16 protein-coding genes and 1 pseudogene are annotated in these 23493 nt (G+C 41.9%); 10 read left to right on the top strand and 7 right to left on the bottom strand.

Translation table 11 applies throughout. The features are described 5' to 3' along the window. Positions 1 to 65 precede the first annotated feature (65 nt). The 4 genes from guaD (at position 66) to hrpA (ending at position 7003) form a co-directional block, all read left to right on the top strand. Positions 66 to 1496 (top strand): guanine deaminase, encoded by a 1431-nt coding sequence (gene guaD, locus AK825_RS07670; protein ID WP_082787205.1) that lies wholly within the window; start codon positions 66 to 68, stop codon positions 1494 to 1496. Between the two features lie 77 nt (positions 1497 to 1573). Beyond that, complete coding sequence (locus AK825_RS07665; RefSeq protein WP_068035982.1) at positions 1574 to 2167, top strand: DUF1543 domain-containing protein; 594 nt, start codon at positions 1574 to 1576, stop codon at positions 2165 to 2167. A 1-nt stretch (position 2168) separates the two neighbouring features. Beyond that, on the top strand, positions 2169 to 2486 hold the full coding sequence (locus tag AK825_RS07660) for a hypothetical protein (protein WP_068035980.1): 318 nt from the start codon (positions 2169 to 2171) through the stop codon (positions 2484 to 2486). 233 nt (positions 2487 to 2719) lie between these two features. Continuing rightward, on the top strand, positions 2720 to 7003 hold the full coding sequence (gene hrpA / locus AK825_RS07655) for an ATP-dependent RNA helicase HrpA (protein WP_227514034.1): 4284 nt from the start codon (positions 2720 to 2722) through the stop codon (positions 7001 to 7003). A gap of 554 nt (positions 7004 to 7557) precedes the next feature. Here hrpA and AK825_RS07650 read toward each other — a convergent pair. Beyond that, positions 7558 to 8151 (bottom strand): annotated as a pseudogene (locus AK825_RS07650) (cytochrome b). Positions 8152 to 8552: 401 nt separating this feature from the next. Between AK825_RS07650 and AK825_RS07645 the strand changes: the two are divergent. Continuing rightward, the gene (locus AK825_RS07645) at positions 8553 to 9152 is read left to right on the top strand and encodes a class I SAM-dependent methyltransferase (protein ID WP_068035978.1); all 600 of its coding nucleotides are present in this window, start codon (positions 8553 to 8555) and stop codon (positions 9150 to 9152) included. 135 nt (positions 9153 to 9287) lie between these two features. Here AK825_RS07645 and creD read toward each other — a convergent pair whose 3' ends face one another. The 5 genes from creD to pnuC all read right to left on the bottom strand — a co-directional run bounded on the left by creD (position 9288) and on the right by pnuC (position 14217). Beyond that, positions 9288 to 11000 carry a cell envelope integrity protein CreD gene (gene creD, locus AK825_RS07640; RefSeq protein ID WP_068035975.1) on the bottom strand — a complete coding sequence of 571 codons (1713 nt, stop codon included), beginning with the start codon at positions 10998 to 11000 and terminating at the stop codon, positions 9288 to 9290. 364 nt (positions 11001 to 11364) lie between these two features. Beyond that, the gene (locus AK825_RS07635) at positions 11365 to 11736 is read right to left on the bottom strand and encodes an MliC family protein (protein ID WP_068035973.1); all 372 of its coding nucleotides are present in this window, start codon (positions 11734 to 11736) and stop codon (positions 11365 to 11367) included. Between the two features lie 155 nt (positions 11737 to 11891). Beyond that, positions 11892 to 12830 carry a DMT family transporter gene (locus AK825_RS07630; RefSeq protein WP_068035971.1) on the bottom strand — a complete coding sequence of 313 codons (939 nt, stop codon included), beginning with the start codon at positions 12828 to 12830 and terminating at the stop codon, positions 11892 to 11894. 99 nt (positions 12831 to 12929) lie between these two features. Beyond that, the gene (locus AK825_RS07625) at positions 12930 to 13556 is read right to left on the bottom strand and encodes an ATP-binding protein (RefSeq protein WP_068035969.1); all 627 of its coding nucleotides are present in this window, start codon (positions 13554 to 13556) and stop codon (positions 12930 to 12932) included. Further along, positions 13507 to 14217, bottom strand: a complete 711-nt coding sequence (pnuC, locus tag AK825_RS07620) for a nicotinamide riboside transporter PnuC (protein ID WP_068035967.1) — start codon at positions 14215 to 14217, stop codon at positions 13507 to 13509. Before pnuC ends, AK825_RS07625 begins: the two co-directional genes overlap by 50 nt. Before the next feature lie 268 nt (positions 14218 to 14485). Between pnuC and AK825_RS07615 the strand changes: the two genes are divergently transcribed. The 5 genes from AK825_RS07615 (at position 14486) to AK825_RS07595 (ending at position 22146) form a co-directional block, all read left to right on the top strand. Then, a complete protein-coding gene (locus tag AK825_RS07615) occupies positions 14486 to 15631 on the top strand; it encodes a beta-ketoacyl-ACP synthase III (RefSeq protein ID WP_068035965.1) in 1146 nt (381 codons plus the stop codon). A gap of 207 nt (positions 15632 to 15838) precedes the next feature. Beyond that, entirely contained in the window at positions 15839 to 16927 is a 1089-nt protein-coding gene (gene prfA, locus AK825_RS07610) for a peptide chain release factor 1 (RefSeq protein ID WP_068035963.1), read from the top strand. Positions 16928 to 17049: 122 nt separating this feature from the next. After that, positions 17050 to 18585, top strand: a complete 1536-nt coding sequence (lysS, locus tag AK825_RS07605; protein WP_068035960.1) for a lysine--tRNA ligase — start codon at positions 17050 to 17052, stop codon at positions 18583 to 18585. A gap of 171 nt (positions 18586 to 18756) precedes the next feature. After that, positions 18757 to 20850 carry a DNA polymerase III subunit gamma/tau gene (dnaX, locus tag AK825_RS07600; protein ID WP_068035958.1) on the top strand — a complete coding sequence of 698 codons (2094 nt, stop codon included), beginning with the start codon at positions 18757 to 18759 and terminating at the stop codon, positions 20848 to 20850. A 396-nt stretch (positions 20851 to 21246) separates the two neighbouring features. Continuing rightward, positions 21247 to 22146 (top strand): LysR family transcriptional regulator, encoded by a 900-nt coding sequence (locus AK825_RS07595; protein ID WP_068035957.1) that lies wholly within the window; start codon positions 21247 to 21249, stop codon positions 22144 to 22146. 108 nt (positions 22147 to 22254) lie between these two features. On the opposite strand, the gene AK825_RS07590 is transcribed toward AK825_RS07595, so the two are convergent. Further along, positions 22255 to 23436: an aspartate aminotransferase family protein gene (locus AK825_RS07590; protein ID WP_068035955.1), complete on the bottom strand. Its 1182-nt coding sequence runs from the start codon at positions 23434 to 23436 to the stop codon at positions 22255 to 22257. Positions 23437 to 23493: the final 57 nt, after the last annotated feature.

The following is a 23493-nucleotide window of genomic DNA, read 5'->3' as shown; positions in this document are numbered from 1 at the left end:
TTCTACCTCTACTATTAAATTCTAACCAAAACGTTTGGTATGACCAAGTGACGGGAGATTTACCAATGGCTCTACACATTTATCAAGCGCAGCTCCTGCACTATCTTACCGAAGATGATCTGAATCAAGTGGCTGAGCGTGCGCATGCTGAAAAACCCAACTCAACATCTTCTAATTATCCAAATACAGCAACCATTGATAAAAGCATAACGCTATTACCAGTTATTGCGGGCGTGAACGTCTATCCTGAGTATATTGCTAATGGTGCGTTGGTTGTCGATGATGTAACAGGCTGCATTGTAGACTATGGTAGTAGCGAGGCAATGTTAGCAAGTTATGCTCAAACTAATGGTCAAGAACCAGTAAAAATCCATGACTATCGAGATAAGCTGATTATGCCGGGTTTCATCGATACCCACGTGCACTATCCGCAGATAGATATGATTGCGGCTTACGGTGAGCAGCTACTTGACTGGCTTAATAATTATACTTTTGTCACTGAAGCCAATTTTGGTGATCCAAAGGTTGCCCATGATACCGCGCAATTCTTTTTAAATCAGTTGCTCGCCAATGGCACGACCAGTGCCATGGTGTTTTCTACTAGTCATCCTCAGTCCGCAGAAGCCTTTTTTACTGAAAGCCACAGGCTTAATACTCGCATGATTACGGGTAATGTGTTGATGGATCAAAACGCCCCTGAGCATCTGTGTGTGCCTGCTGAACAGAGCATTCGAGACACGCAAGACATTATTAATAATTGGCATGGTCGTGGACGCCAACATGTGGCGATTACCCCAAGGTTTGCTATTACTTCAACGCCAACACAGCTGCAATTAGCAGGCGAGCTCTATGCCAGCTATGATAATGTTTATCTACAAACACATCTGGCAGAAAACCGTGATGAGGTTGCTTTTGTACGTAAGCTCTATCCCAAACATAAAGGCTACTTAGATGTTTACGAGGATATGGGACTGCTCGGTCGATACACCACTTTGGCACATGGTATCTATCTGGAGACTCCAGAATACGAAAGGCTACGCGCAACTGGTACGCAAATAGCGCACTGTCCAACGTCCAACCTATTTTTAGGTAGTGGATTATTTGATTTGCCTAAAACATTAAGCTATACCGGCGTCAGTATTGCCACTGATGTAGGGGCGGGAACCAGTTTATCGATGCTCGTCACCTTGTCAGAAGCCTATAAAGTTCAGCAGCTACAGAACAACCAACTGTCCGCTCATCAAGGGTTATATCAAATTACCTTGGGCAATGCGCAGTCGCTGATGCTAGATGATAAAATCGGTAACTTTATGCCTAATAAGGAAGCTGATTTTGTCGTGATAGATATGGCAGGAACGCCTTTGTTGGAGAGACGTATGGCGCAGACTAAAACACTTGAAGAACAACTATTTGTATTGATGATGCTCGGCGATGATAGGGTAATTGAGGAGACGATTATTGCTGGGGTGAGTCGTTATAAATCGGGGTCATCTTAAATTTAAAGCAACTTAACGTTTATTCTTTTCAAAAATTATTTTACCTACAAAGTTGTTCATCTATAAGGCAGTTCTCTATGCTAACATTATTCATGATTCAACTAGGCGCTCGCCCTAAGGGTCGGGTAATTGAGCAGCATGATATTTTCTTTGGAGTTGCTAACCAAGTCAGCGAGTTGATAGCAGACATCAACAGCCATTGGCCAGAAGTAAAAAATAAATGGCATATTGATTCGTATCGAGCTATTAGCAAGGTTGATAATTATAGTATCAAATTGGTCAAATCAAGCAGCCAAATAGAGAATGCCAACGGTTTAAAATTGTTCTTTATCAATTTAGGCGGCTATCAGCAGGGCAGTTTTGAGGAATTTCATCACAAGCTACTTATCGTTGCTACCAATCAGACGGATGCCATTAAACAAGCAAAACAAAGTGAATTTTACAAACAGTTCACTTACAAAGATAAAGACTCACCTTTCAACGCAGCCTCGCATATCGATGATAAGTTTGAGGTAGATATTGATGATATTTATAACGTCAACGACCTTGTCTCAAACGTACAGATTTTAATTGAACCTATTACTCATGATAACCATGAGCTTGCAAATGCTGAAGATGATAAAGAGTACGTTGGTTATCTCAGTGTTAAAAACTTAAGGAAGTTACTCTAGTATGGCTCTAAATATGTACTACAAAAACGGCATGATTCGCAAAACGCGTGGCCAAATTTCTGATGATCTATTGCCCACCCTTTATCAGGTTCATAATAATGCCAATTTTCCGCAATTAACTTGGTTGATTGATAATCTTTATGAAAATTCACAGATTCAACCTGACATTGCGAAGGCATTGGTTGATGAGATAGTAGCGTTTGAGAGGTTAATACTGTCGCTACACCTACCTTTTCCTAGAGTGCCACTGCAAAAATTGCAGACTTTCTTTACGGGAGCTGCTACTAGTCAACAGACTGTTTATACTAGTAGTGATTGAGTTGGCTATCTAGCTGTTTTTATAGTTTTAAGCCGTATTGGATGATTCTCAAACAGGCATTGCTGATTAAATTTAATGATATGACTGATGAGCTTGAAGAATTTCTGAATAAGCGTTTTGAAAATAGGTAAAAGACTTTGCAGTTGCGAAGCAAACACTACAACCAACTTGAATCACACCCAAACTACCTCCATAATCTAACTACTTTCAAATAATAAATAGCCTAAGTAAATATGCCCCATACTTCTAAGAGTGTCTCAGAAATCCTTATTGAAAACACAGCTAGCGAAACAAATAACTCTATAAGCTTAAATAACGAAAATTCAAATATTACAGTAAACAGTGATAAAGCGTCTTTTCAAGCTGATATTGCTACTGATTTACCAGTGCTGGCAAAAGACAGTTACTATTTAAGTCGCTTAGAGCGTGAGCTGGCGCGTGCTGCTGTTGCTAACAATAAGAAAGCCAGTAGCGATTCTGATAATAAAGCAGTTGATGAGCTAGCTAAAAAACGTGCGCAGTATGACAAAATTAAAACCCGCTCACAGCAAGCGGTGCAGGCACGTATGGATAGTATTCCTGAAAATTTACCTGCTAAGTTAAATCTTGATCTGCCCGTTAGCCAACGTGGTGATGACTTAATTCAGGCTATTATCGATAACCAAGTCATTATCGTCGCAGGGGAGACTGGCTCTGGTAAAACAACGCAATTGCCGAAATTGGCAATGTTGGCAGGGCGCGGTATTACTGGACAGATAGGGCATACCCAACCAAGGCGACTAGCAGCCCGTAGTGTGGCAAACCGTATCGCTGAAGAATTGGGCGAGCAGCTTGGTAATACGGTCAGTTTTAAAATTCGCTTTAATGAGCAAGGTACGGCGCAATCTGTCGTTAAGCTTATGACTGATGGTATTTTGCTGGCTGAATTGGGCCATGATCGATTTTTGAGTAAATACGACACCATCATTATTGATGAAGCGCATGAGCGTAGCTTAAACATTGACTTTATTATGGGCTATCTTAAAAAGCTACTGCCCAAACGTCCCGATTTAAAAGTCATTATTACCTCAGCAACGCTTGATACCAAGCGTTTTAGCGAATACTTTAGCCGTTATGATAATAAGCTCAAGCGCAACATCCCTGCACCGATTTTTAATGTTGAAGGCCGTAGTTTTCCAGTGGAAGTTCGTTACCGTCCGCTCACTGATGAACCAGTGAACAGCTCGGATGATGACAGCTATGACGACTTTGAAGAGAATCTACCACGTGCGGTGGTTGCCGCAGTCGAAGAATGCTTTAGCGATGCACAAAATAAAGGTCATGCTGACCAAGCGGATATCTTAATATTTGCCGCCACTGAAGCAGAGATTCGTGAGCTCCAAGAGGTGCTTGAACGTCATGGACCCAAGCACACCGAAGTACTGTCACTATTTGCACGGCAGACTTATGAAGAGCAGCAGCGTATTTTTCAACCCTCAGGCCGCGGTCGGCGTATCGTTATCGCCACCAACGTTGCTGAGACTGCGCTGACCGTACCCGGTATTCGCTATGTCATTGACTTAGGATTTGCGCGGATTTCGCGTTATTCTTATCGCTCGCGCGTACAGCGTTTACCGATTGAAGCCATCTCGCAAGCCGCTGCCAATCAGCGTAAAGGGCGTTGCGGTCGTGTCGCGCCAGGTGTTTGTATTCGTCTGTATAGTGAAGAGGACTTCACTGGTCGTCCTGAATTTACGGAACCTGAAATTCTACGTACTAACTTAGCGTCAGTTATTCTACAGATGGCCAACCTGCGCTTAGGTAGTGTTGATGATTTCGCTTTTATTGAGCCACCTGATAGCCGCTTGGTCACTGATGGGCATAAATTGCTCGATGAGTTAGGTGCGATTACGTCTAAAGATGAAGCAACTTCTACGAAGCAAACCAACAAGCCAAAACCAAAAAAAGGTCTCGATCATTTAAGTCTGACGCCTACTGGTCAAAAGATGGCACGTATGCCGATCGATCCAAGGCTGGCGCGTATGCTGGTTGCTGGTTCTGACTTTGACTGTATTCGAGAAATGCTTATCGTTGTAGCTGCCCTTGCCGTGCAAGATCCGCGTGAACGTCCAGCCAATAAGCGTCAGCAAGCGGATCAAAAGCATGCAGAATTTCGTCAAGATGACTCTGACTTTTTATTCTATTTAAGTCTGTGGAAAGCACTGTTTGAAAAAGACGAGGATGGCAATAAGCTGTCTGGTAATCAGCGTAAGCAGTTTACGAAGAAAAACTATTTGAGCTTCCCGCGTGTACGTGAATGGAGTCAAACCCATCGTCAATTGGTGCAAATGGTCACTGAGCTTAAGCTGACTGATGTGAAAGAGGCAGATAAAGGGAGTGATAAAAAGGCTTTTTTGGAAAATACGACTAGCGACCCTACCGCGATTGAAGATGAAGAACTTAAAGCGGTTAAATATGCCAATTTGCATCGCGCGTTATTAACAGGTTTATTATCTACGATTGCTCATAAGACCGAAAATCGCGGTGAATATCTTGCTGCTCGCCAGCAAAAGGCCAAAATCTTCCCAGCCAGTACCGTGTTCAAACAAGTACCGCCTTGGGTCATGGCCTTTGAAGTGGTCGAAACCTCGCAAGTATTTATGCGTACTGTTGCCAAAATTGAACCAGAATGGATTATTTCAGCGGCAGGTAACTTATTAAAGTATCACTACTTTGAGCCGCATTGGTCGAAGAAGACGGGACGTGTCAAAGCTTACGCGCAGATTAGTCTGTTTGGGCTGATTATTATCAGTAAGCAGCTGACCAACTATGAGCAAGTCAATCTGATTGAGTCACGAGAAATCTTTATACGTGATGGTCTGGTCACGGGTAACTTTGGTCGCCAAGCGCCGTTTTTACAGCACAATATGGACAAAATTGCGGACATTGAACGCATTGAAGATAAATTGCGTCGCCGTGATTTGCTCGTTGATGAAGAGACGCTATACCAGTTCTATGATAAAAAGATTCCTGAGCATGTTGCCAGTCGTAAAGCTTTTGAAGATTGGCGCGCAGAGGTAGAGAAGAATGATAGCAAATATTTATTCTTTACTGATGATGACGTGCTCAATAGTCAAGCGCCGACCACAGGTGACTTCCCAGAAATCTGGCAGTTGGGCGATTTAAAACTGCCGCTACGTTATATCTTTGACCCTGCCAGCGATGATGATGGCGTGACCATTCGAGTGCCACTCGTTGCGTTACCGCAGCTAGATGCCATTGAGCTATTGTGGGGCGTACCCGGTTGGCGCTATGAGCTGGTATTGCAATTGCTTAAATCTCTACCCAAAGACATCCGCCGCCAAATCGTACCGATTCCCGACACTGCTGATAGCTTGTTTGATGAGCTACAGCCAGAGGGCGGACAAGGATTGCTTAAGCAGCTTTGCCAAGCGCTAAATCGTCGCGGCATTATGTCAGTCACGCCTGATAAGTTTGATCCGTCTAGCATTGATCGCTATTTGCAGCCGCAAATCTGCGTGGTCGATGACAAGAACCGCATTATCGAAAAGGGTCGTGATCTGCAAACGCTACAAATTCGTCATGCTCCTGAGACCAGACAAGCCGTGAATGAGCAGCAAGGCGCGCATACGGATTTCCCTGAGCATTTTGCCTTTAGCAAAAACCATCATAGCGCAGGCGTGGTGATGAAGCAGTTTGCTGCACTCGTAGCTTATGAAGCCGGTGAGGCGGTGTCAATTCATCAATACACCGATGTGAATGCCGCATTGCAGGCACACCGTATCGGGGTCTTGACATTAATCAAAGGTAAGCTTGGCGCCAAGAAAAAACAGCTGACCAGTCAAGTCGATAAGATATTTAAATTGGCATTTGCACCGCTGGGTGATATGGAAAAGTTAAAAACCATCGTCATCGATGCCACACTAGATGCGGCACTTGAAGAGCATTATGTCTTATTCGATCATAGCGCCGATCTACCTGAGAGCGCGGATGATATCGCGGTTGGACTGAGCGAAGAGCTGCCGTTTACCCCTGAGGAATATAGCCAAACGCTCGATGTGGTATTAAGCAACTTCTTATTAACCGGTCAAAGTGTCATCAAAACCCTCAAAAACGTCTATACCCGCTGGCAACGTATTCGTCAGAGTCTGCTGATGCTCGACCGTGAAGTATTTGGCGAATCTATCGATGATATCGAAGACCAGTTAGAGGATTTGCATCTAGCCAACTTTGTCTACCGGATGGATTATAGCCATTGGCAGCAGTATCCGCGCTATCTAGAGGCGCTGGAAATTCGTATCGAACGCCTTGAGCACAATCTTGAAGCTGATCTCGATGGCGTTTATGCACTGGACTTACACATGGAGCGATTGAGCAATCGTGCTAGTGATACGGCCATCAGTGAGTACCGCTGGATGGTCGAGGAGTATCGCATTCAGCTATTTGCCCAACCAATGAAAACTCGTATGGCGGTATCGCCGAAGCGTCTAAGTAAGATGTGGGATGAGATGCGTTAAAAAATTGCATTGCTAGAAAATCATAGATTTTCTCTTGCGCTAGGAAGCTTTCGTTAGAGTTGGCCTTAAAGTGGATTTTGAAGTGGGTTAGTGGAAGCTTAACCCGCCGATTTTGATATTTTATAAGTCTTTGGAGCCAATCGCGCTTTTTGCTTGTAGTTGATGATGTATGGGGCACAGCGCCTAAACACAGTAGCGTTCCAACATTTGAGCGACCTGAGGCGGGATAAAGCAAAGCACCGCTTTGCCCCAACGCAAGAGAAAATCTGTGATTTTCTGACGTGCAAGGCGCTGTATGCCCCACAGTTCACCAAGCTACCGCTTCAATCACGGCTAGCTGTAAAGCTATGATTTTGCAAATATCAATCGTGGTTAGTGTGCTTTCAACTAAAAACTAAATGCGCGTAGGGTGTCTCTCACGCACCAATTTCATGCGATATACTTCTTATCGGTGCGCTAGGCGCACCCTACGCGAACTTTAGACAACTCAATAAAAAACCCACGACCAATTAAAGTTGTGGATTTTACTTTATCAACATAACTCTATCAGAATGTCATCCTTCACCACCAGTCGTCATCTTAATAAGCGTCCGATCTTTTTTCACATAGTGATGATATAAAGCTGCCAAAATGTGTCCTACGACGAGCATCCAAGCCAACCATTTACCGAATACTTGTTTATGAAGGAAATCTAACGGTGCTTCAAATGCCTCATAGCTGATACCCATCCCATCACGGATGACAGATCAGAACAATGAAGTGCTCTCAAACATCGGAATATCAAACAAGAAATAAAATTCCGTATTCACTTTAGAACCTAAATAGCCTGTAACTGGCATAATGATCAAGACCGCATATAAAGCGAAATGTCCAGCATGGGCTGCGAGATGTTCCATCTTAGTGCCAGGTTCTTCGTCTGGGGTACGGTTCATGATACGCCAGATAATACGCAGCACCACTAAAACGGCAATACTCACACCGAAAGATAAATGTAGCTGAAGCGCCGTCCAGTTAATAGGCGTATCATCTACCGTAAACCAATGGCGAAAATAAACGCTAGCATAAGCACCTAAGAATAATAAAGCCGATCCCCAATGCAAGCATTTTGCTATAGTACCGTAGTTATAACTGGTATTTTTTAAACTCATAAATTCCTCTAAAATTTATAAATATTCTGAAAGGTTGTAAAAATGCCTCTGAAATCAGGTGTTTTTATTTCACGTTAAACTACGTACTCAATAGCTCACGTTTAACCAGTATGAGTTGATATTAATGTAGTTCGTCTAATAGTACGGTAGGTTATATTAAGAAAAACTTAATTTAAAGTTTTATTTCCACTGTTATAACATGCTTTTAATTATATTTTTCTTACATTGCTATTACGCTTAGCAAGCGTAGGTTAATCAATGCATAATTATTTCTAGATTAATTATGACTGTTATAAATGTGAGTATTTTTATCTTCGAAATTACAGTTTCCATGAAGTTGTACCCACGGTAATATAACTATAATAATTAGAATGCTAAATAAAATAGAAAAGGAAAACGATATGTGGAACGAACGCTACAGCGAACCAGGCTTTGCTTTTGGTACAGAACCAAATGATTTTTTGGAAGAGCAGTTCCAGCACATACCAGCAGGTGGACGAGTACTGTGTTTGGCAGAAGGCGAAGGTAGGAACGCGGTATTTTTAGCTGAGCAAGGCTATCAAGTGACTGCCATGGATTTATCCGATGTGGGTTTAAATAAAGCCTTGAAACTGGCTAGTGAGCGGGGCGTTGAAATCATCACTCAAATAGCTGACTTAGCCGATTATCAATTTGGGGTAGGAGAGTGGGATGGGATTGTCTCTATTTGGGCGCATATGCCTAAAACTGTTCGTCAGTACGTTAATGCGCAGATTGCACCAGCACTAAAACCAAATGGCATATTCATTGTCGAGGCTTATACTGAGCAGCAACTTGATATGGAAGCCGTCGGCGGACCACCTGCTGCGCAAAAGGAACGTTTTAATTCACTAGAAAATTTGCAGACAGAATTGGCTGAGCTAGAAGAAATTATTGGCGTTGAAAAACAGCGCATGATTTCAGAAGGCAAACATCATCAAGGTTTAAGTGCTGTCGTACAATATGTTGGTAGAAGAAAGTAAAATTGCCAGAAAACATCTATAAATACATCTATAAAAGAAAAAGAGCAAAGGTAACATAAGGCTACCTTTGCTCTTTTTTATTCATTTTTTATAAATGTTTTTGATCGTTATTTATTGGTCATTTTTTGATGATAGTTAAGTGACTTGATACCAGTCAATTTTACGAGTCAAGACCATCACGCTGGCGAGTACAACGAAGCAGAATACTGCACCAAGCAGCAAGTTTAAATCCTCTACCGTCAAGATGCGATAAAAGGCGGCGTATAGTCCTGTTAGTATCGTGGTAAAAATAAGGGCTCGTTTTACCCCATTGAGCACATAGTAGGTGTACCAACCGATCAGGCCGACACAAGCAGTCGCTGCAATTGCGTAAGCTTTCCAAAAGGCGATTTGCTCAGCTAACGGCAGCAATAAGACATAAAAGACTAATAGGGCGCAGCCGACCAATAAGTACTGTATAGGATGGATGCGGCTAGATTTAATCACTTCGAATAAGAAGAAAGTACCGAACGAGACCAATATTAATAGCAATGCATACTTTAAGGTACGCTCAGTTTGCAGATAGACATCATTAGGCTCAGCAAAACTTACGCCAAAGCTGTTTAGATGGGTACTATTGGCACTCCTAGAAGTTGCTGCGCCTTCTTCTACCAATACTACATCATCAATACCTAAAGGATTACCCGCTTTACTTATGACGCTACATTGATTGTTAGGTGTGCTTAAACATTGTGATAGGCGTTGATTGTTGGCAACAGTCAAATATTCATTTTGCCAGTTGGCTTCAAAGCCATTGGAGGTAAAGTTTTTCATATTTGGCAGCGCTTTTCCAATGAAATTTGGTGCATGCCAGTTGCTTTGCATGGCTAACGTAAAGCTTTGCCCAGTCGGTACCGTATTTAGGCTGCTAATGCCGGATAAAGGCAGGTCGATTATAATTTTAATCATTCCAGTTTTAAGCGCATCAGTTTTGCTAGCTTTGTCAGCTTCACTAATGACAGTTTCAGTACTACTAACTACAGCATTAGCAGCATCGTTACTTAGATTAGAAGTTTGCGAGTTATCAGGGCTAATGGATAAGCTTTGACTGGCTAAGTTATCACCAATGTCACCTGTTCCATTTCGCCCAACCAAATTACCGTTATTTGATGGCTTTATCATATCTTGAGAATTTAAAATGTCTTGAGGAACAGGAACTTCAACGTACGTTAAGCCTTTTATCATAGGTGTTTTCGGGTAAGTCGCTTTGATTTGCTTGTTATTAATGGTTACCGTTGGTGTTATGGCAACGCCGCGTAAGTCTGACACTGGAATAATTAGCTTGGCTTCGTTCCAATGAAAAACCGTCTGTTTTGGTTGTAATTTATCAGTATTCAATTCTGTATTTAACGATGCTTGGGTTTCATTAGCATTAAGGTCGATACTAGGTGTATAGTTTAAATCCTTAACGTATTGGCCTAACGCATAGTTTTGGTCAAATTTTATATTACCATCGTAGCTGGTAGCATGATAAACCCCGCGCTGATAGGTGTCGGTACTGACCTTAAGATTTTCTATGGCCTGCGTTTGAGTCGCAAAGATAGTTTCAATGGCTGAATAGGACGGCTTACATTTAGTAGCGTTTTCTGAATCTATTAAGCATTCTGGTGTTACAGTGGTCGGAATAGCGATAAATGGGGTAATAACCTCTTGCGGATTGACGTGCTGCTCGGCAATCTCTTCTGCTACGACGATATCTGCATAATGTTGTCGTTCGGAGATCACAGTGCGAAACATAGTCAGACCAACAGCGAAGATTATGCAAAGGCCAACGATGATATACAGTTTATTAAGCAGTGTTTTTTGCATGCGCATTCCTCTAAATGATGTTTGAATCGACGGCTACTAATATTGTCAATGGATTAGATAACATCATAGAGAGGGTATAGAGAGAACATATGTAGATTAGATGGAAAGTTTATGGAAATATAAGCTTTGTTAATACATGGTTGCATGTCATCATTGTTTGAAATAAAAATACAGCTTTTAATAAAGGAAATTTCGCCATATTTTTAACGTCGGCATTCGTTCCTTTATTAAACAGAGCTGCTATAAAGCGCTGTTGAAAAAGTGTCATCAAAACGTTATAAGTAATGCGCAAAAAAGCCCGCGTAATACATTGCGCGGGCTTTTCCTAATGGCTATTTATAATAACTACGATTGTTATTATTAATTAAATATTACAATTAACTTGATATTGTTGACCGTTATCAGATTTTACAGTCATGATGCCAAAATCAGCTTTAGTCTGCCAATCGTAAGTCGTTTTAGGATTAACATCGTTGACATAACGAGCGCCAGAACCCGATACAGCTTGTTTCATTGTGATTTTTGCATTGCTCAAGCCAACTTTAGGCAGAGTAACGTTTAAGTCTGCAGCTTGACCATTCGCTGCATAAGTAGCAGTAATGATGCCATCGTCTTCACAAGTAAATGTTTGAACGACTTGTTGAGCATTGGTAGTCGGTGTTGTAACAGTTGGTGCGTTAGTTGCACAGGCTGATAATAATACTGCGAAAGGTGCTACAGCTAATAATTTTTTCATTATGGTCCTCAATAATGTTAGTGAATTTATCGTTTGAGATGTAAAGCAGTATATTACAATATAGCGTTTTTTTTCGCGTTGTTGTTTACCATTAATATGGTATTCAAAGTGTTTCAAGGTATTGCCTAAACGGTTTTTTTCATTAATGCGAGCGACTATTCACTGGTTTTTATTTGAATAGAGAGTTTAGGTTTTTTCTTGTTTAAAACAAACACCGAGACAGCACCTAGAATAACCACACTGGCAATAATAAATCGCAGGGTTAATTGTTCAGACAAAAACACCACACCTAGTATTGCTGCCAGTACTGGCACACAGAACTGCACAACAGCTGCTTGGGTACTTTTTAACAACGGCATCGCTACATACCAAAGACTGTAGCCAACGGCAGAGGTGATTGCTCCTGATACGCCCGCTAATATGACACCCTCTGTACTAACATCTGCTAGATAACTCATTCCTATCAATAACAATAGGGGAAGCGCGACAAGGCTTCTGATAAAGTTAAAACCAGTAGCGCGAAGAGGGGATACACAGGCTTTGCCGCGTATACTGTAAATTCCCCATGCAATGCCGCTCATTGCCATAATCACTGCCCCAAAAAGCGAAGGCACTGCCGCTGAAGGCAGCATCAAGTAAACAAAACCTGTAAAGGCTATAAAAAGAGCCGCCCATTGCACTGTACTTAATTGCTCTTTTTGGTAGATGCCCCAGCCAATCATCGTGAACTGGACCGCTGCAAATAAAATAAGCGCGCCAGTGCCAGTATCAAGCTCCACATAGGCGAGCGAAAAGCAAAGCGCGTAAACCACCAAGCTTATACTGCTGAACCAGCTGCCCTTGTCTTGCAAAATAGGATCTTCTAAAATTGCGATAGCTGCGGTATTGGTATTATTACTATTAACAGTGTGTTTATGTTTTAGCTTGCGTGTATGCACGCTCATGATTATTGCAAGGCAAACAGCACCACCTAATAGGCGAATAATAGTAAAATTCCAAGGATCAATATAGCCTTCAGCTAACGCCATCCTACAAAGCAGAGAGTTTGCGGCAAAGGCTATTAGAGCAATAATCGTGTATAACGTAGCTTTCAAAAAAATTCCTAATAAACGATAGTTTGAGTGTGGTGATAGCAGGACTGATGACTATCAACATAAATTAATTGTTAATAAAATAGCCTAAGCATTAATATATTAACTATCTAATTCCTTTAACCATCCTATAACTTGACGAACTCGTTCTCCTCTATCACCGCCAACTCGCTTAAAGTTTTTCTCATGACAATTTAACTGACTTTCGAAATAAGCGCTTATCTCATCACGTTGATACGGACTGTCTCGCAAGTCATCAGCGACCCAAGGAATATCTACTGCTGTTAGCAGTATTAAATCGTAATGATGTGACAGTGCTGCCTGTGTGAGTGCATCAGGACAGTCACCATAATACCAATTAGAGTAAACCATTAGCTCAAACAAACTGGTATCACAGAATAGATATTTTTGAGTTTCAGGGTTGGGATTGGGGTTTCGGCTAGGTTGCAGGTTTTGAGCCGCTTGCTGGGTGAGTTTATTTTCCAGATCAATTTGACCTTGGGCAATTGGTAACAAATCGTCCCAAGTGCATGTCACTTGCTCGTTATCCCATTTCTCCTGCAAATAAATACGCATATACTCTGGCACCCAAGGGCTACCAAAATATGCTGCCAAATCACGAGATAAAGTAGTCTTACCAGTGCTTTCTGCACCTAAGATGGCAACCTTGATGACCGATTTATACGTATGCTGCGTGAGATTGAATGCGGTAGCGTCGTTGCCATTCATAATATGCCCAAACTGCGATGAGAGTGAACACTACGTATTGTAGTGCGGTAAAGGTAAGGCCTTTATAGAAATATAACGGAACTGAAATAGCATCAGCGACTATCCATAGCAGCCAATGTTCTATCTTACGGCTTGCCATCAGCCACATGGCCATTAAGAACAGCGCGGTGGTCAGCATATCGGTATAATCAACCCAAGTAAATAAATGCATCCCTAGTACTGCGCCATCGAAGCTAAAGTTATTGTTAATCACGGGACGGAAATAATAAACCAGCGCCACAAAGGCTACTGTCCCAACCGTTAATAGTGCCATGATTGGCATATCACTTGATTGAATATGCTCAATACTTATTTCGTCTTCACTAGCACCTTTATTGCTCTCACTAACTGCTTCTTTGTTTTTTGACCAATTGAACCAGCCATATAAGCCCATCACGGTGTAATAAGCATTTATAAACATGTCGCCGAATAGCTGCCATTCCCATAGCAAATACACAAAAATAGCAGTACTAACCAGGCCAATAGGGAAGACCAGTACACTGAGCTTGCGGGCAAGTAACACGCTTGCCACTCCAAATATAACGCCAATGATTTCGAGTATAATAAAGAGTGTAGGATAGTCGGCGTACTGTCCGAATAACCAATTAAGAAGATCTTCCATTATGTTCCCTAGCTATTGTTTTGACAAAATTGAATACTTTTTATTGAGGTTAATTATATAGTAGCTAGGCATCGATGACGTCAGCCTTTGCCAATTATTGACGTGAAATTGATTATTTGTAACAAAGTATTAGAAAAATAATAATATTCAGGCATAATAAAGACATCGATTTTAAGTTTACAGTTATTCACCGAAATTAGACTTGCGCTATTTTCTCTTTTTTTACGCTTATTCATAAGCCAAATAGTAGTAGACAAGGAAGCTTATCATGACGACTTGTATCACCGGCACTGGCCTGTATATACCACCCTTTAGCATCAGTAATGAAGAGCTAGTAGAGTCATTTAACCAGTATGTTGACAATTATAACGAGCAACATGCTGACGAGATAGCCAATGACACTATTCCTGCACTTCAACATTCATCAGCCGAATTCATTGAAAAAGTATCGGGCATTAAATCACGTTATGTGATGGAAAAAGCCGGTATTTTAAATCCTGAAATCATGGCACCAGTCATCGCTTATCGTAATCTGGGCGAAGAGCTGTCTATTATGGCCGAAATGGGTGCGGCAGCCCTCAAAGATGCGCTTGCTGATGCAGGGCTTAAAGCCAATGATTTAGACGGTATCATACTTGCCTGCTCAAACTTCCAGCGTACTTATCCTGCGGTGGCTATCGAGATTCAAAAAGAGATTGGGATGGTTGGCGGCTATGCTTATGACATGAACGTTGCCTGTAGTGCCGCGACTTTCGGACTATCACAAGCACATGGTTCTATTGCATCTGGTCTCGCTAAACGTGTCGCTGTGGTTAACGTTGAGATTACCTCTGCACATTTAAACTGGCGCAACCGTGACAGTCACTTTATTTTTGGTGATGTCGCAACTGCTTGTATTGTAGAAGAATTGGACACGCCTAAAGGCTATGAGATTTTAAGCAGTAAACTATTTACTGAATTCTCAACTAATATCAAAAACGAATACGGCTTTATGGATCGCTCAGAGTTCTTGGCGGCTGAAACGCAAATGTACCCTGATATCAAAGAGCCAGTAACGGATAAGCTGTTCTTACAAAATGGTCGCAAGGTATTTCGTGAAGTCTGCCCGAAAGTCTCGGAAATTATACTCCAGCATCTACAAGAGAATGATTTTGAGCCAAGTGAAGTCAAAATGATGTGGCTACACCAAGCCAATGCTAATATGCTCGATCTTATCTTGCGTACGGTAATGGGCAAAGAGGCGGATAAAGCTATCGTACCAAGCGTTATCGCTGAATTTGCTAATACTAGCTCATCAAGCCCGATGGTGGTCTTTCACCGTCATAAAGATGATTTGAAATCTGGCGATTTAGGCGTGATTTGCTCGTTTGGGGCAGGTTATTCTATTGGTTCGGTAATAGTACGTAAGGTTTAAAAACAGTCTTTTTTGACTGTCAAATCTTATAGTAAATAAAATAGCCAAGAGCAATCTTGGCTATTTTTTATGGTTTAAAATTTATATTTTGGGCAAATTTAGCGCTATTTATCGGTATAAAGCTTAAGTTTACGCAGTGGTTTTAATTTCACTGCAAAAATTTGCTATAATCGCCATCTTATTTCCCTCATTTGAAAAAGCCCTTTTATGAAAGAATCCTTGCGCTTGCGCTTAGACCAGATGGTAGACCGCTATGAAGAGGTTACCGCTTTATTGTCCGATCCTGGTGTTATCAGCGATAATAATAAATTCCGTGAGCTGTCGGTTGAACACAGTGACTTGATGGAAATCACTACTTTGTGGTTGAATTATGGCCGTGCAGAAGCCGATCAAGCTGATGCGGAAAGTATGCTAGCGGACGCCTCAGACCCTGAAATGAAAGAGATGATGCAGGATGAGATTGATAACGCCCGAAATACCATCGTAGAGATGGAAGAGGCGCTCAACGTCATGATGCTGCCAAAAGATCCCAATGATAAAGTACCAGCATTTCTAGAGATTCGAGCGGGTACAGGCGGTGATGAAGCGGCAATATTCTCTGGTGATTTGTTCCGCATGTACCAAAAGTACGCGCAAACTCAAGGCTGGACGGTGGAAGTGCTGTCAGCTAATGAAGGTGAGCATGGCGGCTATAAAGAAATTATCAGTCGTGTGTCAGGCAACAGTGTATATGGTCGTCTAAAGTTTGAATCAGGCGCTCACCGTGTGCAGCGTGTACCCGAGACTGAAAGTCAAGGCCGTGTACATACCTCAGCTTGTACCGTTGCAGTAATGCCAGAAGTTGAAATCGATGACAGCGTTGATATCAATCCTGCAGATCTAAAAATGGATACGTTTCGCTCCAGTGGCGCAGGTGGTCAGCACGTTAACACTACTGACTCAGCCGTACGCTTAACTCACATTCCTACCGGTACCGTGGTAGAGTGTCAGCAAGAACGCAGTCAGCATAAAAACCGTGCTCATGCTATGAAAATGCTGATTTCTAAAATTCAACAAGCTAAAGTTCAAGCGCAAGTCGATGTAGCAGATTCTATCCGTCGTGACTTAGTCGGTAGTGGTGATCGCTCAGAGCGTATCCGTACCTATAACTTTCCGCAAGGGCGTATGACTGACCATCGTATCAATCTGACTTTATATAAGCTTGATTCAATTATGGAAGGTGATTTGGATGAGATTCTAGACTCACTATTACGTGAGCATCAAGCGGACTTGATGGCCAGTATCGGCGGTGAGTAAGAAAATAAGTAGCTAGTAAAATAAATCTACCAGCCATTATCATGATAATCAGCAGCTCGTCATCAAGATAAATTTATTATTTTAATGTGTGCATTTAATTATCCAACAATTTTGAGAGTGTTATGTCAAAGCCCAACAACCCAAACCAAGACCAAGCCCCAACTTTAGAAGAAGCGAATGAGCTTATCCTTCAGCTACAAGCTAAGCTAGATGATATTAGCGCTTCAGGTAAACAGCCTTATCCAAATCAGTTTAAACGCACTGATTATGCGCAAGACTTGCAAGCAGCCTTTGAAGGCGTATCAAAGCAAGAGATTGAAGATAACGCTGCTAAAGGTGAAAAAACACAGGTCAATGTGGCTGGGCGCGTCATGCTGAACCGCGGGGCATTTATTGTCATTCAAGATATGACTGGTCGTATTCAGTTATATGTAGCACGTAAAGAGTTGGATACAGAGACGCTCGCGAGCATCAAGTCGTTAGACTTAGGCGATATCGTTGGCGTATCAGGCTATATTGGTCGCTCAGGTAAAGGCGATTTATATGTGCATATTGAAGAGTTTAATTTACTGACCAAATCACTACGCCCAATGCCAAATAAGTTTCATGGCTTAGCTGACATAGAAGCGCGTTATCGCAATCGTCATCTTGATTTGATGACCAATGAGACGACTCGTGATACGTTTGTGATTCGCAGTCAAGTGATCAGCGGCATTCGTCAGTTTATGTTGAATGAGCGCTTCATGGAAGTCGAGACGCCGATGATGCATCCTATCCCAGGTGGTGCCGTTGCGCGTCCATTTGTGACGCATCACAATGCGCTAGATATGCCGTTGTATCTACGTATCGCTCCTGAGCTTTACCTAAAACGCTTGGTCGTTGGTGGTTTTGAAAAAGTATTTGAGATTAACCGCAGCTTCCGTAACGAAGGTGTATCCACGCGCCATAATCCTGAATTCACCATGATTGAGTTTTATCAGGCCTATGCTGATTATCATGATTTGATGGATTTAACCGAGCGTCTATTTAATAAGCTGGCGATGGACATTTTAGGCACTACTGAAATTACTTATCAAGAAGAAAGTATCAGTCTACAAGCGCCATTTGCACGTCTATCAATGTCAGATGCTATTGCGCAATATGCTGAAGGTTTTGATATGTCGCGTATTAATGACCGTGATTACTTAGCGGATTATGTGGCGAACACGCTTAAGCAACCAGTAAAAGACGTCTTTGGTATTGGTAAACTAATTACTATTATCTTCGAAGAGACGGCTGAGCATCAATTACGTCAGCCAACCTTTATTACTGAATATCCTGCTGAGACTTCACCGTTAGCACGTCGCAACGATGATAATCCTGAAATTACCGATCGTTTTGAGCTATTTATTGGTGGTCGTGAATTGGCTAATGGCTTTAGTGAGCTTAATGATCCTGCTGATCAGGCAGAACGTTTCCGTGGTCAAGTCGCTGAAAAGGACGCTGGCGATGTAGAAGCGATGCATTTTGATGAAGAGTATATTGAAGCCTTGTCTTACGGTTTACCACCAACGGCAGGCGAGGGTATCGGTATCGATCGTTTAGTCATGCTATTCACTGACTCTGCCAGCATCCGTGATGTGATTTTATTTCCACATATGCGCCGCAAAAACGACTAGTGATCAATCGCTCTTTAATCAATTTTTAGTTACAATTGATTATTGAGCGGACGTTAAGTCATTTTTGAACCAGCAAGAAGCCAGACGAATGCGCTGGCTTTTTGCTATAATAAGCACTCAAAAAAGCATACTCAAAATAAGAATTCTAACCACTTGGCACAATGGATAGCTATGTCGCAGCAATATCAAGTTCTAGCGCGTAAATACCGCCCCAAAAACTTCCATGAGTTAATTGGGCAAACGCACGTCTCGCAAGCGTTGATTAACGCGATTGATTATAATCGTCTGCATCATGCTTATCTGTTTACTGGGACACGTGGCGTTGGTAAAACCACGATTGCTCGTATTTTGTCTAAGTGTTTGAACTGTGATACTGGCGTGACCAGTACGCCTTGCGGTGTTTGTGATAATTGTGTCGCCATCGATCAAGGTCGTTTTATCGATCTAATTGAGATTGATGCAGCCTCGCGTACCAAAGTTGAAGACACACGTGAGCTACTTGATAATGTTCCTTATGCGCCAAGCCAAGGCCGCTATAAAGTGTACCTTATTGATGAAGTGCATATGCTGTCTACGCACAGCTTTAATGCGCTACTCAAAACCTTAGAAGAGCCGCCTGAGCACGTTAAGTTTCTACTTGCGACCACCGATCCGCAAAAACTGCCGATTACTATTATCTCGCGCTGTTTACAGTTTGTGCTGCGTCCTTTGCCGCAGACATTGCTTAGTGAGCATTTAGCAAACGTTTTGACTCAAGAACAAGTTGCCTATACGCAGCCTGCACTTTGGCAGCTGGCAAGTGCTGCAAAAGGCTCCGTACGTGATGCGCTGTCTCTTACCGATCAGGCGATTGCCTTTGGTCAAGGTGCGCTTGATGATGTTACAGTTAATGCTATGCTTGGCTTAATCGATGCCGCTGATTTGGTAAGCTTGATTACTGATATTTACAACCATGATAAGTCTGCAGTTGCCGCTCATATTGAGCAGATGCGCGCGCAAATGGTCGATGCCACTAGCATGTTTGATGGACTCGCTGAACTATTGCATCAATTAGCCTTGACGCAGCTATTACCGGAAGTTGCTTTAAATGTAAATGAAGCGCAAGCACAAGATATTAATGCACTTGCCCAACATATTAGTCCTGATGTTTTGCAGTTGTATTATGAAATCGTAGTACAAGCACGCGAAGGTATCAAGCTTGCTAGTACGCCAATGCAAGCACTTGAAATGTGTATCTTACGTCTATTAGCGTTTCGCCCATTACCTGTTGATGAAGTCTTAAAGTCTCATTCTATTGAGTCAACTGGCTCAACAGATATATCAGAACCTATAGGTCATGTTGCATCATTGCACGAACCGCAACCTTATAATCTTGATAATGTCAGTAATGTTCATGAGCAAGTTGCTATTAATGAAGAAGTTAATAATAGTGTTGAGCAAAGTGCTAATAAGATGACGGGCAATGAAGCTCACTTCTCAGAAAGTGCATTTGCAACAGATACAGCCAATATTAATCAGTCTATCAAAATGGCTGATACTAATATTGTTATAGATAATTTTTCTAACTTGCCTCAAGCTTATGAGTCATCAATTAACGATAGCGTAGAGCCTGAACCAATTGCTGAGCCTGAACCAATTGCTGAGCCTGAACCAATTGCTGAGCCTGAACCAATTGCTGAGCCTGAACCAATTGCTGAGCCTGAACCAATTGCTGAGCCTGAACCAATTGCTGAGCCTGAACCAATTGCTGAGCCTGAACCAATTGCTGAGCCTGAACCAATTGCTGAGCCGAGTCGAAATGATTCTCAGTTAATCTCACAATCTGATGACCCACGTACTTTACTACGTTGTCCAGTGCAAGAGCTCATGGGAGAATGGACGCCAGAGAAGTGGGACTATTGGTTACAAGAAGCTCGTGAGGCTGGCAATCTTGCTCAAGATGAGCTGGCACTTGCTCGTCAAGGTATGATGACAGGTAGTTGCAATGGCGAAGCAATATTTGTGACCGGTGTCGATAGCAAGCATTTACAAGCAACTTTTCAAGAGCTGGCTACCAAGCTCCAGCAACAATTCCCAGAGGCGGATATCAGCTTACAGGTAGACAATAGTGTGATGCAGGATGAGAATAAAACGCCTGAACGTCGTCAGCGCCAACGGGTTGAGCAAGCGACCTCAGTTGCGGAAACCATGCTACTTGAGTCGCCTGTCATGCAGTATTTATTGTCTCGTGGTGAAGGAAAAATGGGTAAAGTTAAGCTGATCTAACATCCAACATATATTTTTCAGTAAATAATTTTATCAGCATGATATGCTGATTTGATATGTTATTTTTTACTCAATTATTAGACATTAATATTTTAAACATACTCGATGTTCATGTTTAACTTTCATATATATGCTTAAATTATCTATCGAGTAGAATGTTAATTTATATTAAACAGTCAACTAAATTTTTTTTTGAAAATTTCAATGATTAAAGCAACAGTTGAGTAATATTGTCTAACAACAAATTATCATAGTCAAACACCAAGATATTGATGTTGTTGATATTTTTATATACCAATAATTAATCATACTGACGTATGGTAATATGAAAAATATATAAAATCAGCTATACTGATTAAGTTATATTAAAAATTAGAAAATTTATCAGGTGAGAGTATGTTAGATAATTTACGCGGTATGGCCGTGTTTGCCAGTGTGGTCGGACATGGCTCTTTTAGTGGATCAGCTCGTGAGCTTGGTATCACAACTAGCGCAGTTAGTCAGCAAATTCGGTCATTAGAAAATGAGTTAGGTGTGGTGTTATTGCATCGCTCTACTCGTAAGCTAAGCTTGACCGAAGCTGGTGAAAGTTTTTATGAAGCAGCAAGAGATGTGGTTAGTGCTGCAGAGCAAGGTAGAATTAAAGTCAATCAGTTGCGCGATGAGTTAGCGGGTAGTTTGCGTATTGCTACTACACCAGAACTTGGCGTAAATCATATTTTGCCAGCTTTATCTACATGGATGGCTGCGCACGATGACTTAAGTATTACTTATCTGGCAGACAATCATTATATCGATATGATTGATGAGCGTATTGATATTGCGATACGTATGAGTCCAACGATTAATGACTCTACGTTGAGTAGCCATCCGCTGACAGATGTGCGACAAGTGCTTATTGCTTCACCCCAGTATCTGCGTCAGCATAAAAAGCTTACGAGCCCCAAAGATCTCGCTGAACATCAGCTGATTTGTATTGATATCATGAAAGATTCTAATCAAGTCGATCTTACCCAGACTGAAACAGGTAAGAAAACACGTACAAAGATGAAATCCCGTATCCATACTAATAATGTCTTTATGGCTACTACCTTGGCTAAAGAGGGTCATGGTTTGGTTAGGATGATGGAGATGGATGTTAGAAAAGAGTTAGAAAGCGGTGATTTGGTCGAAGTATTAACCGGCTATCAATTACCGAGCTTTGTATTATATGCAGTCACCTTAAACCGTGAACAGCAACCTGCAAAGATTACTCGCTGTTTAGAAGTGTTGAAAAAATATTTTCATGCTTGTTAATGGTTAATGTAGTCTAAGTTAAAAAAACGTAAAAAGAGCCCTTAAATTAATATTGATTTAAGGGCTCTTTCGTAACTAAAATTGAGTTACAACTGCAAAAAGTATTGTTTAAAATAACGGTTTGAATAGATTAATCAAACGCTCAACGACTTGCCGGCTTTCAATACGGCTTATATTTAATGGCGGTAATAAGCGCACAACATGACCACCAGTGACATTGATGATTAGTTTTTGCTCATCGCGTGCATGGTCAACCAGCTGACTACAGTCCATGGTATCAGGCAAAGCAATACCTATCATCATTCCAGCACCGCGGCTACTGACGCCATACTGTTGCAATTCGTCTGTTATGCTTTTACGAATAAACTGACCTTCGGTTACCGCGTTTTCCATTATGCCGCTATTTGTTAACACATCATAGACGCTGTGTACTACGCGACTTGCAAGCGGTGTACCGCCATAGGTAGAGCCATGACTACCTGCACCAAACAAGCCATTAGCACGTCCGCGTACCATACACGCCCCGACTGGAAAACCATTACCAAGGCCTTTAGCGGTAGTCAATACATCAGGGCGGGCGTTACTATGTTGATAAGCAAAGTATTTGCCCGTGCGGCCGTTACCGGTCTGTACTTCATCGATCATAAAGAGCCAGTTGTGTGCGTCACATTCCGCTTGTAGCTCTTCCAGATAGGTAAAGCCATTAGCTGCAGTATTAAGGCCGCCTTCACCTTGAATAGGCTCTACGAATATTGCACAAATATCATCGTGATCTTGAGCGGCTTGCTTGATAGCTGCAATGTCACCAAACGGCACACGGATAAAGTCATCATCTAAAGTAAAAAACCCTTCACGCGCTTTAGGATTGGCGGTCGCTGATAATGATAATAAAGTACGACCGTGGAATGATTGCTCCATGACGATGACTTTTGGACGCTTGAAGCCTTGCTGGTGAGCATATAACCTTGCAAGTTTTAGTGCAGCTTCGTTAGCTTCGGCACCACTATTGGCAAAAAACACACTATCCATTTGCGCAGCAACACAAAGCGCTTCTCCCGCGCGCTCTTGCCAGTCAATACCAAATAAATTACTGGTATGAACTAAGGTAGCTGCTTGCTGTTGAATAGCATTAGTCACTTGTGGATGGCAATGCCCTAAACCGCATACTGCGATGCCAGTGAGCGCATCTAAATACGGAGTATCATCTTTGGTATATAGCCAGCTCCCTGAACCATGGGTAAAGCTGATCGGCTGACGATTATAGGTAGGCATCAGATAAGTAGCTGACATGCAGACATCCTTGGATTATTAAGGTAATGAGTTACTCAAAACGAGCCATATAATATG

It is taken from the genome of Psychrobacter sp. P11G5 (assembly GCF_001593305.1).
Classification (GTDB): Bacteria; Pseudomonadota; Gammaproteobacteria; order Pseudomonadales; family Moraxellaceae; genus Psychrobacter.
Note: the sequence above shows the minus strand (reverse complement) of the source record. Positions and strands in the feature narration are given on the sequence as shown.

What these genes read in the sequence shown, in the direction of transcription:
- guaD (WP_082787205.1), top strand. Translation starts at nt 66, where the DNA reads ATGGCTCTACACATTTATCAAGCGCAGCTCCTGCACTATCTTACCGAA.
- AK825_RS07665 (WP_068035982.1), top strand. Translation starts at nt 1,574, where the DNA reads ATGCTAACATTATTCATGATTCAACTAGGCGCTCGCCCTAAGGGTCGG.
- AK825_RS07660 (WP_068035980.1), top strand. Translation starts at nt 2,169, where the DNA reads ATGGCTCTAAATATGTACTACAAAAACGGCATGATTCGCAAAACGCGT.
- hrpA (WP_227514034.1), top strand. Translation starts at nt 2,720, where the DNA reads ATGCCCCATACTTCTAAGAGTGTCTCAGAAATCCTTATTGAAAACACA.
- AK825_RS07645 (WP_068035978.1), top strand. Translation starts at nt 8,553, where the DNA reads ATGTGGAACGAACGCTACAGCGAACCAGGCTTTGCTTTTGGTACAGAA.
- creD (WP_068035975.1), bottom strand. Translation starts at nt 11,000, where the DNA reads ATGCAAAAAACACTGCTTAATAAACTGTATATCATCGTTGGCCTTTGC.
- AK825_RS07635 (WP_068035973.1), bottom strand. Translation starts at nt 11,736, where the DNA reads ATGAAAAAATTATTAGCTGTAGCACCTTTCGCAGTATTATTATCAGCC.
- AK825_RS07625 (WP_068035969.1), bottom strand. Translation starts at nt 13,556, where the DNA reads ATGAATGGCAACGACGCTACCGCATTCAATCTCACGCAGCATACGTAT.
- pnuC (WP_068035967.1), bottom strand. Translation starts at nt 14,217, where the DNA reads ATGGAAGATCTTCTTAATTGGTTATTCGGACAGTACGCCGACTATCCT.
- AK825_RS07615 (WP_068035965.1), top strand. Translation starts at nt 14,486, where the DNA reads ATGACGACTTGTATCACCGGCACTGGCCTGTATATACCACCCTTTAGC.
- prfA (WP_068035963.1), top strand. Translation starts at nt 15,839, where the DNA reads ATGAAAGAATCCTTGCGCTTGCGCTTAGACCAGATGGTAGACCGCTAT.
- lysS (WP_068035960.1), top strand. Translation starts at nt 17,050, where the DNA reads ATGTCAAAGCCCAACAACCCAAACCAAGACCAAGCCCCAACTTTAGAA.
- dnaX (WP_068035958.1), top strand. Translation starts at nt 18,757, where the DNA reads ATGTCGCAGCAATATCAAGTTCTAGCGCGTAAATACCGCCCCAAAAAC.
- AK825_RS07595 (WP_068035957.1), top strand. Translation starts at nt 21,247, where the DNA reads ATGTTAGATAATTTACGCGGTATGGCCGTGTTTGCCAGTGTGGTCGGA.
- AK825_RS07590 (WP_068035955.1), bottom strand. Translation starts at nt 23,436, where the DNA reads ATGTCAGCTACTTATCTGATGCCTACCTATAATCGTCAGCCGATCAGC.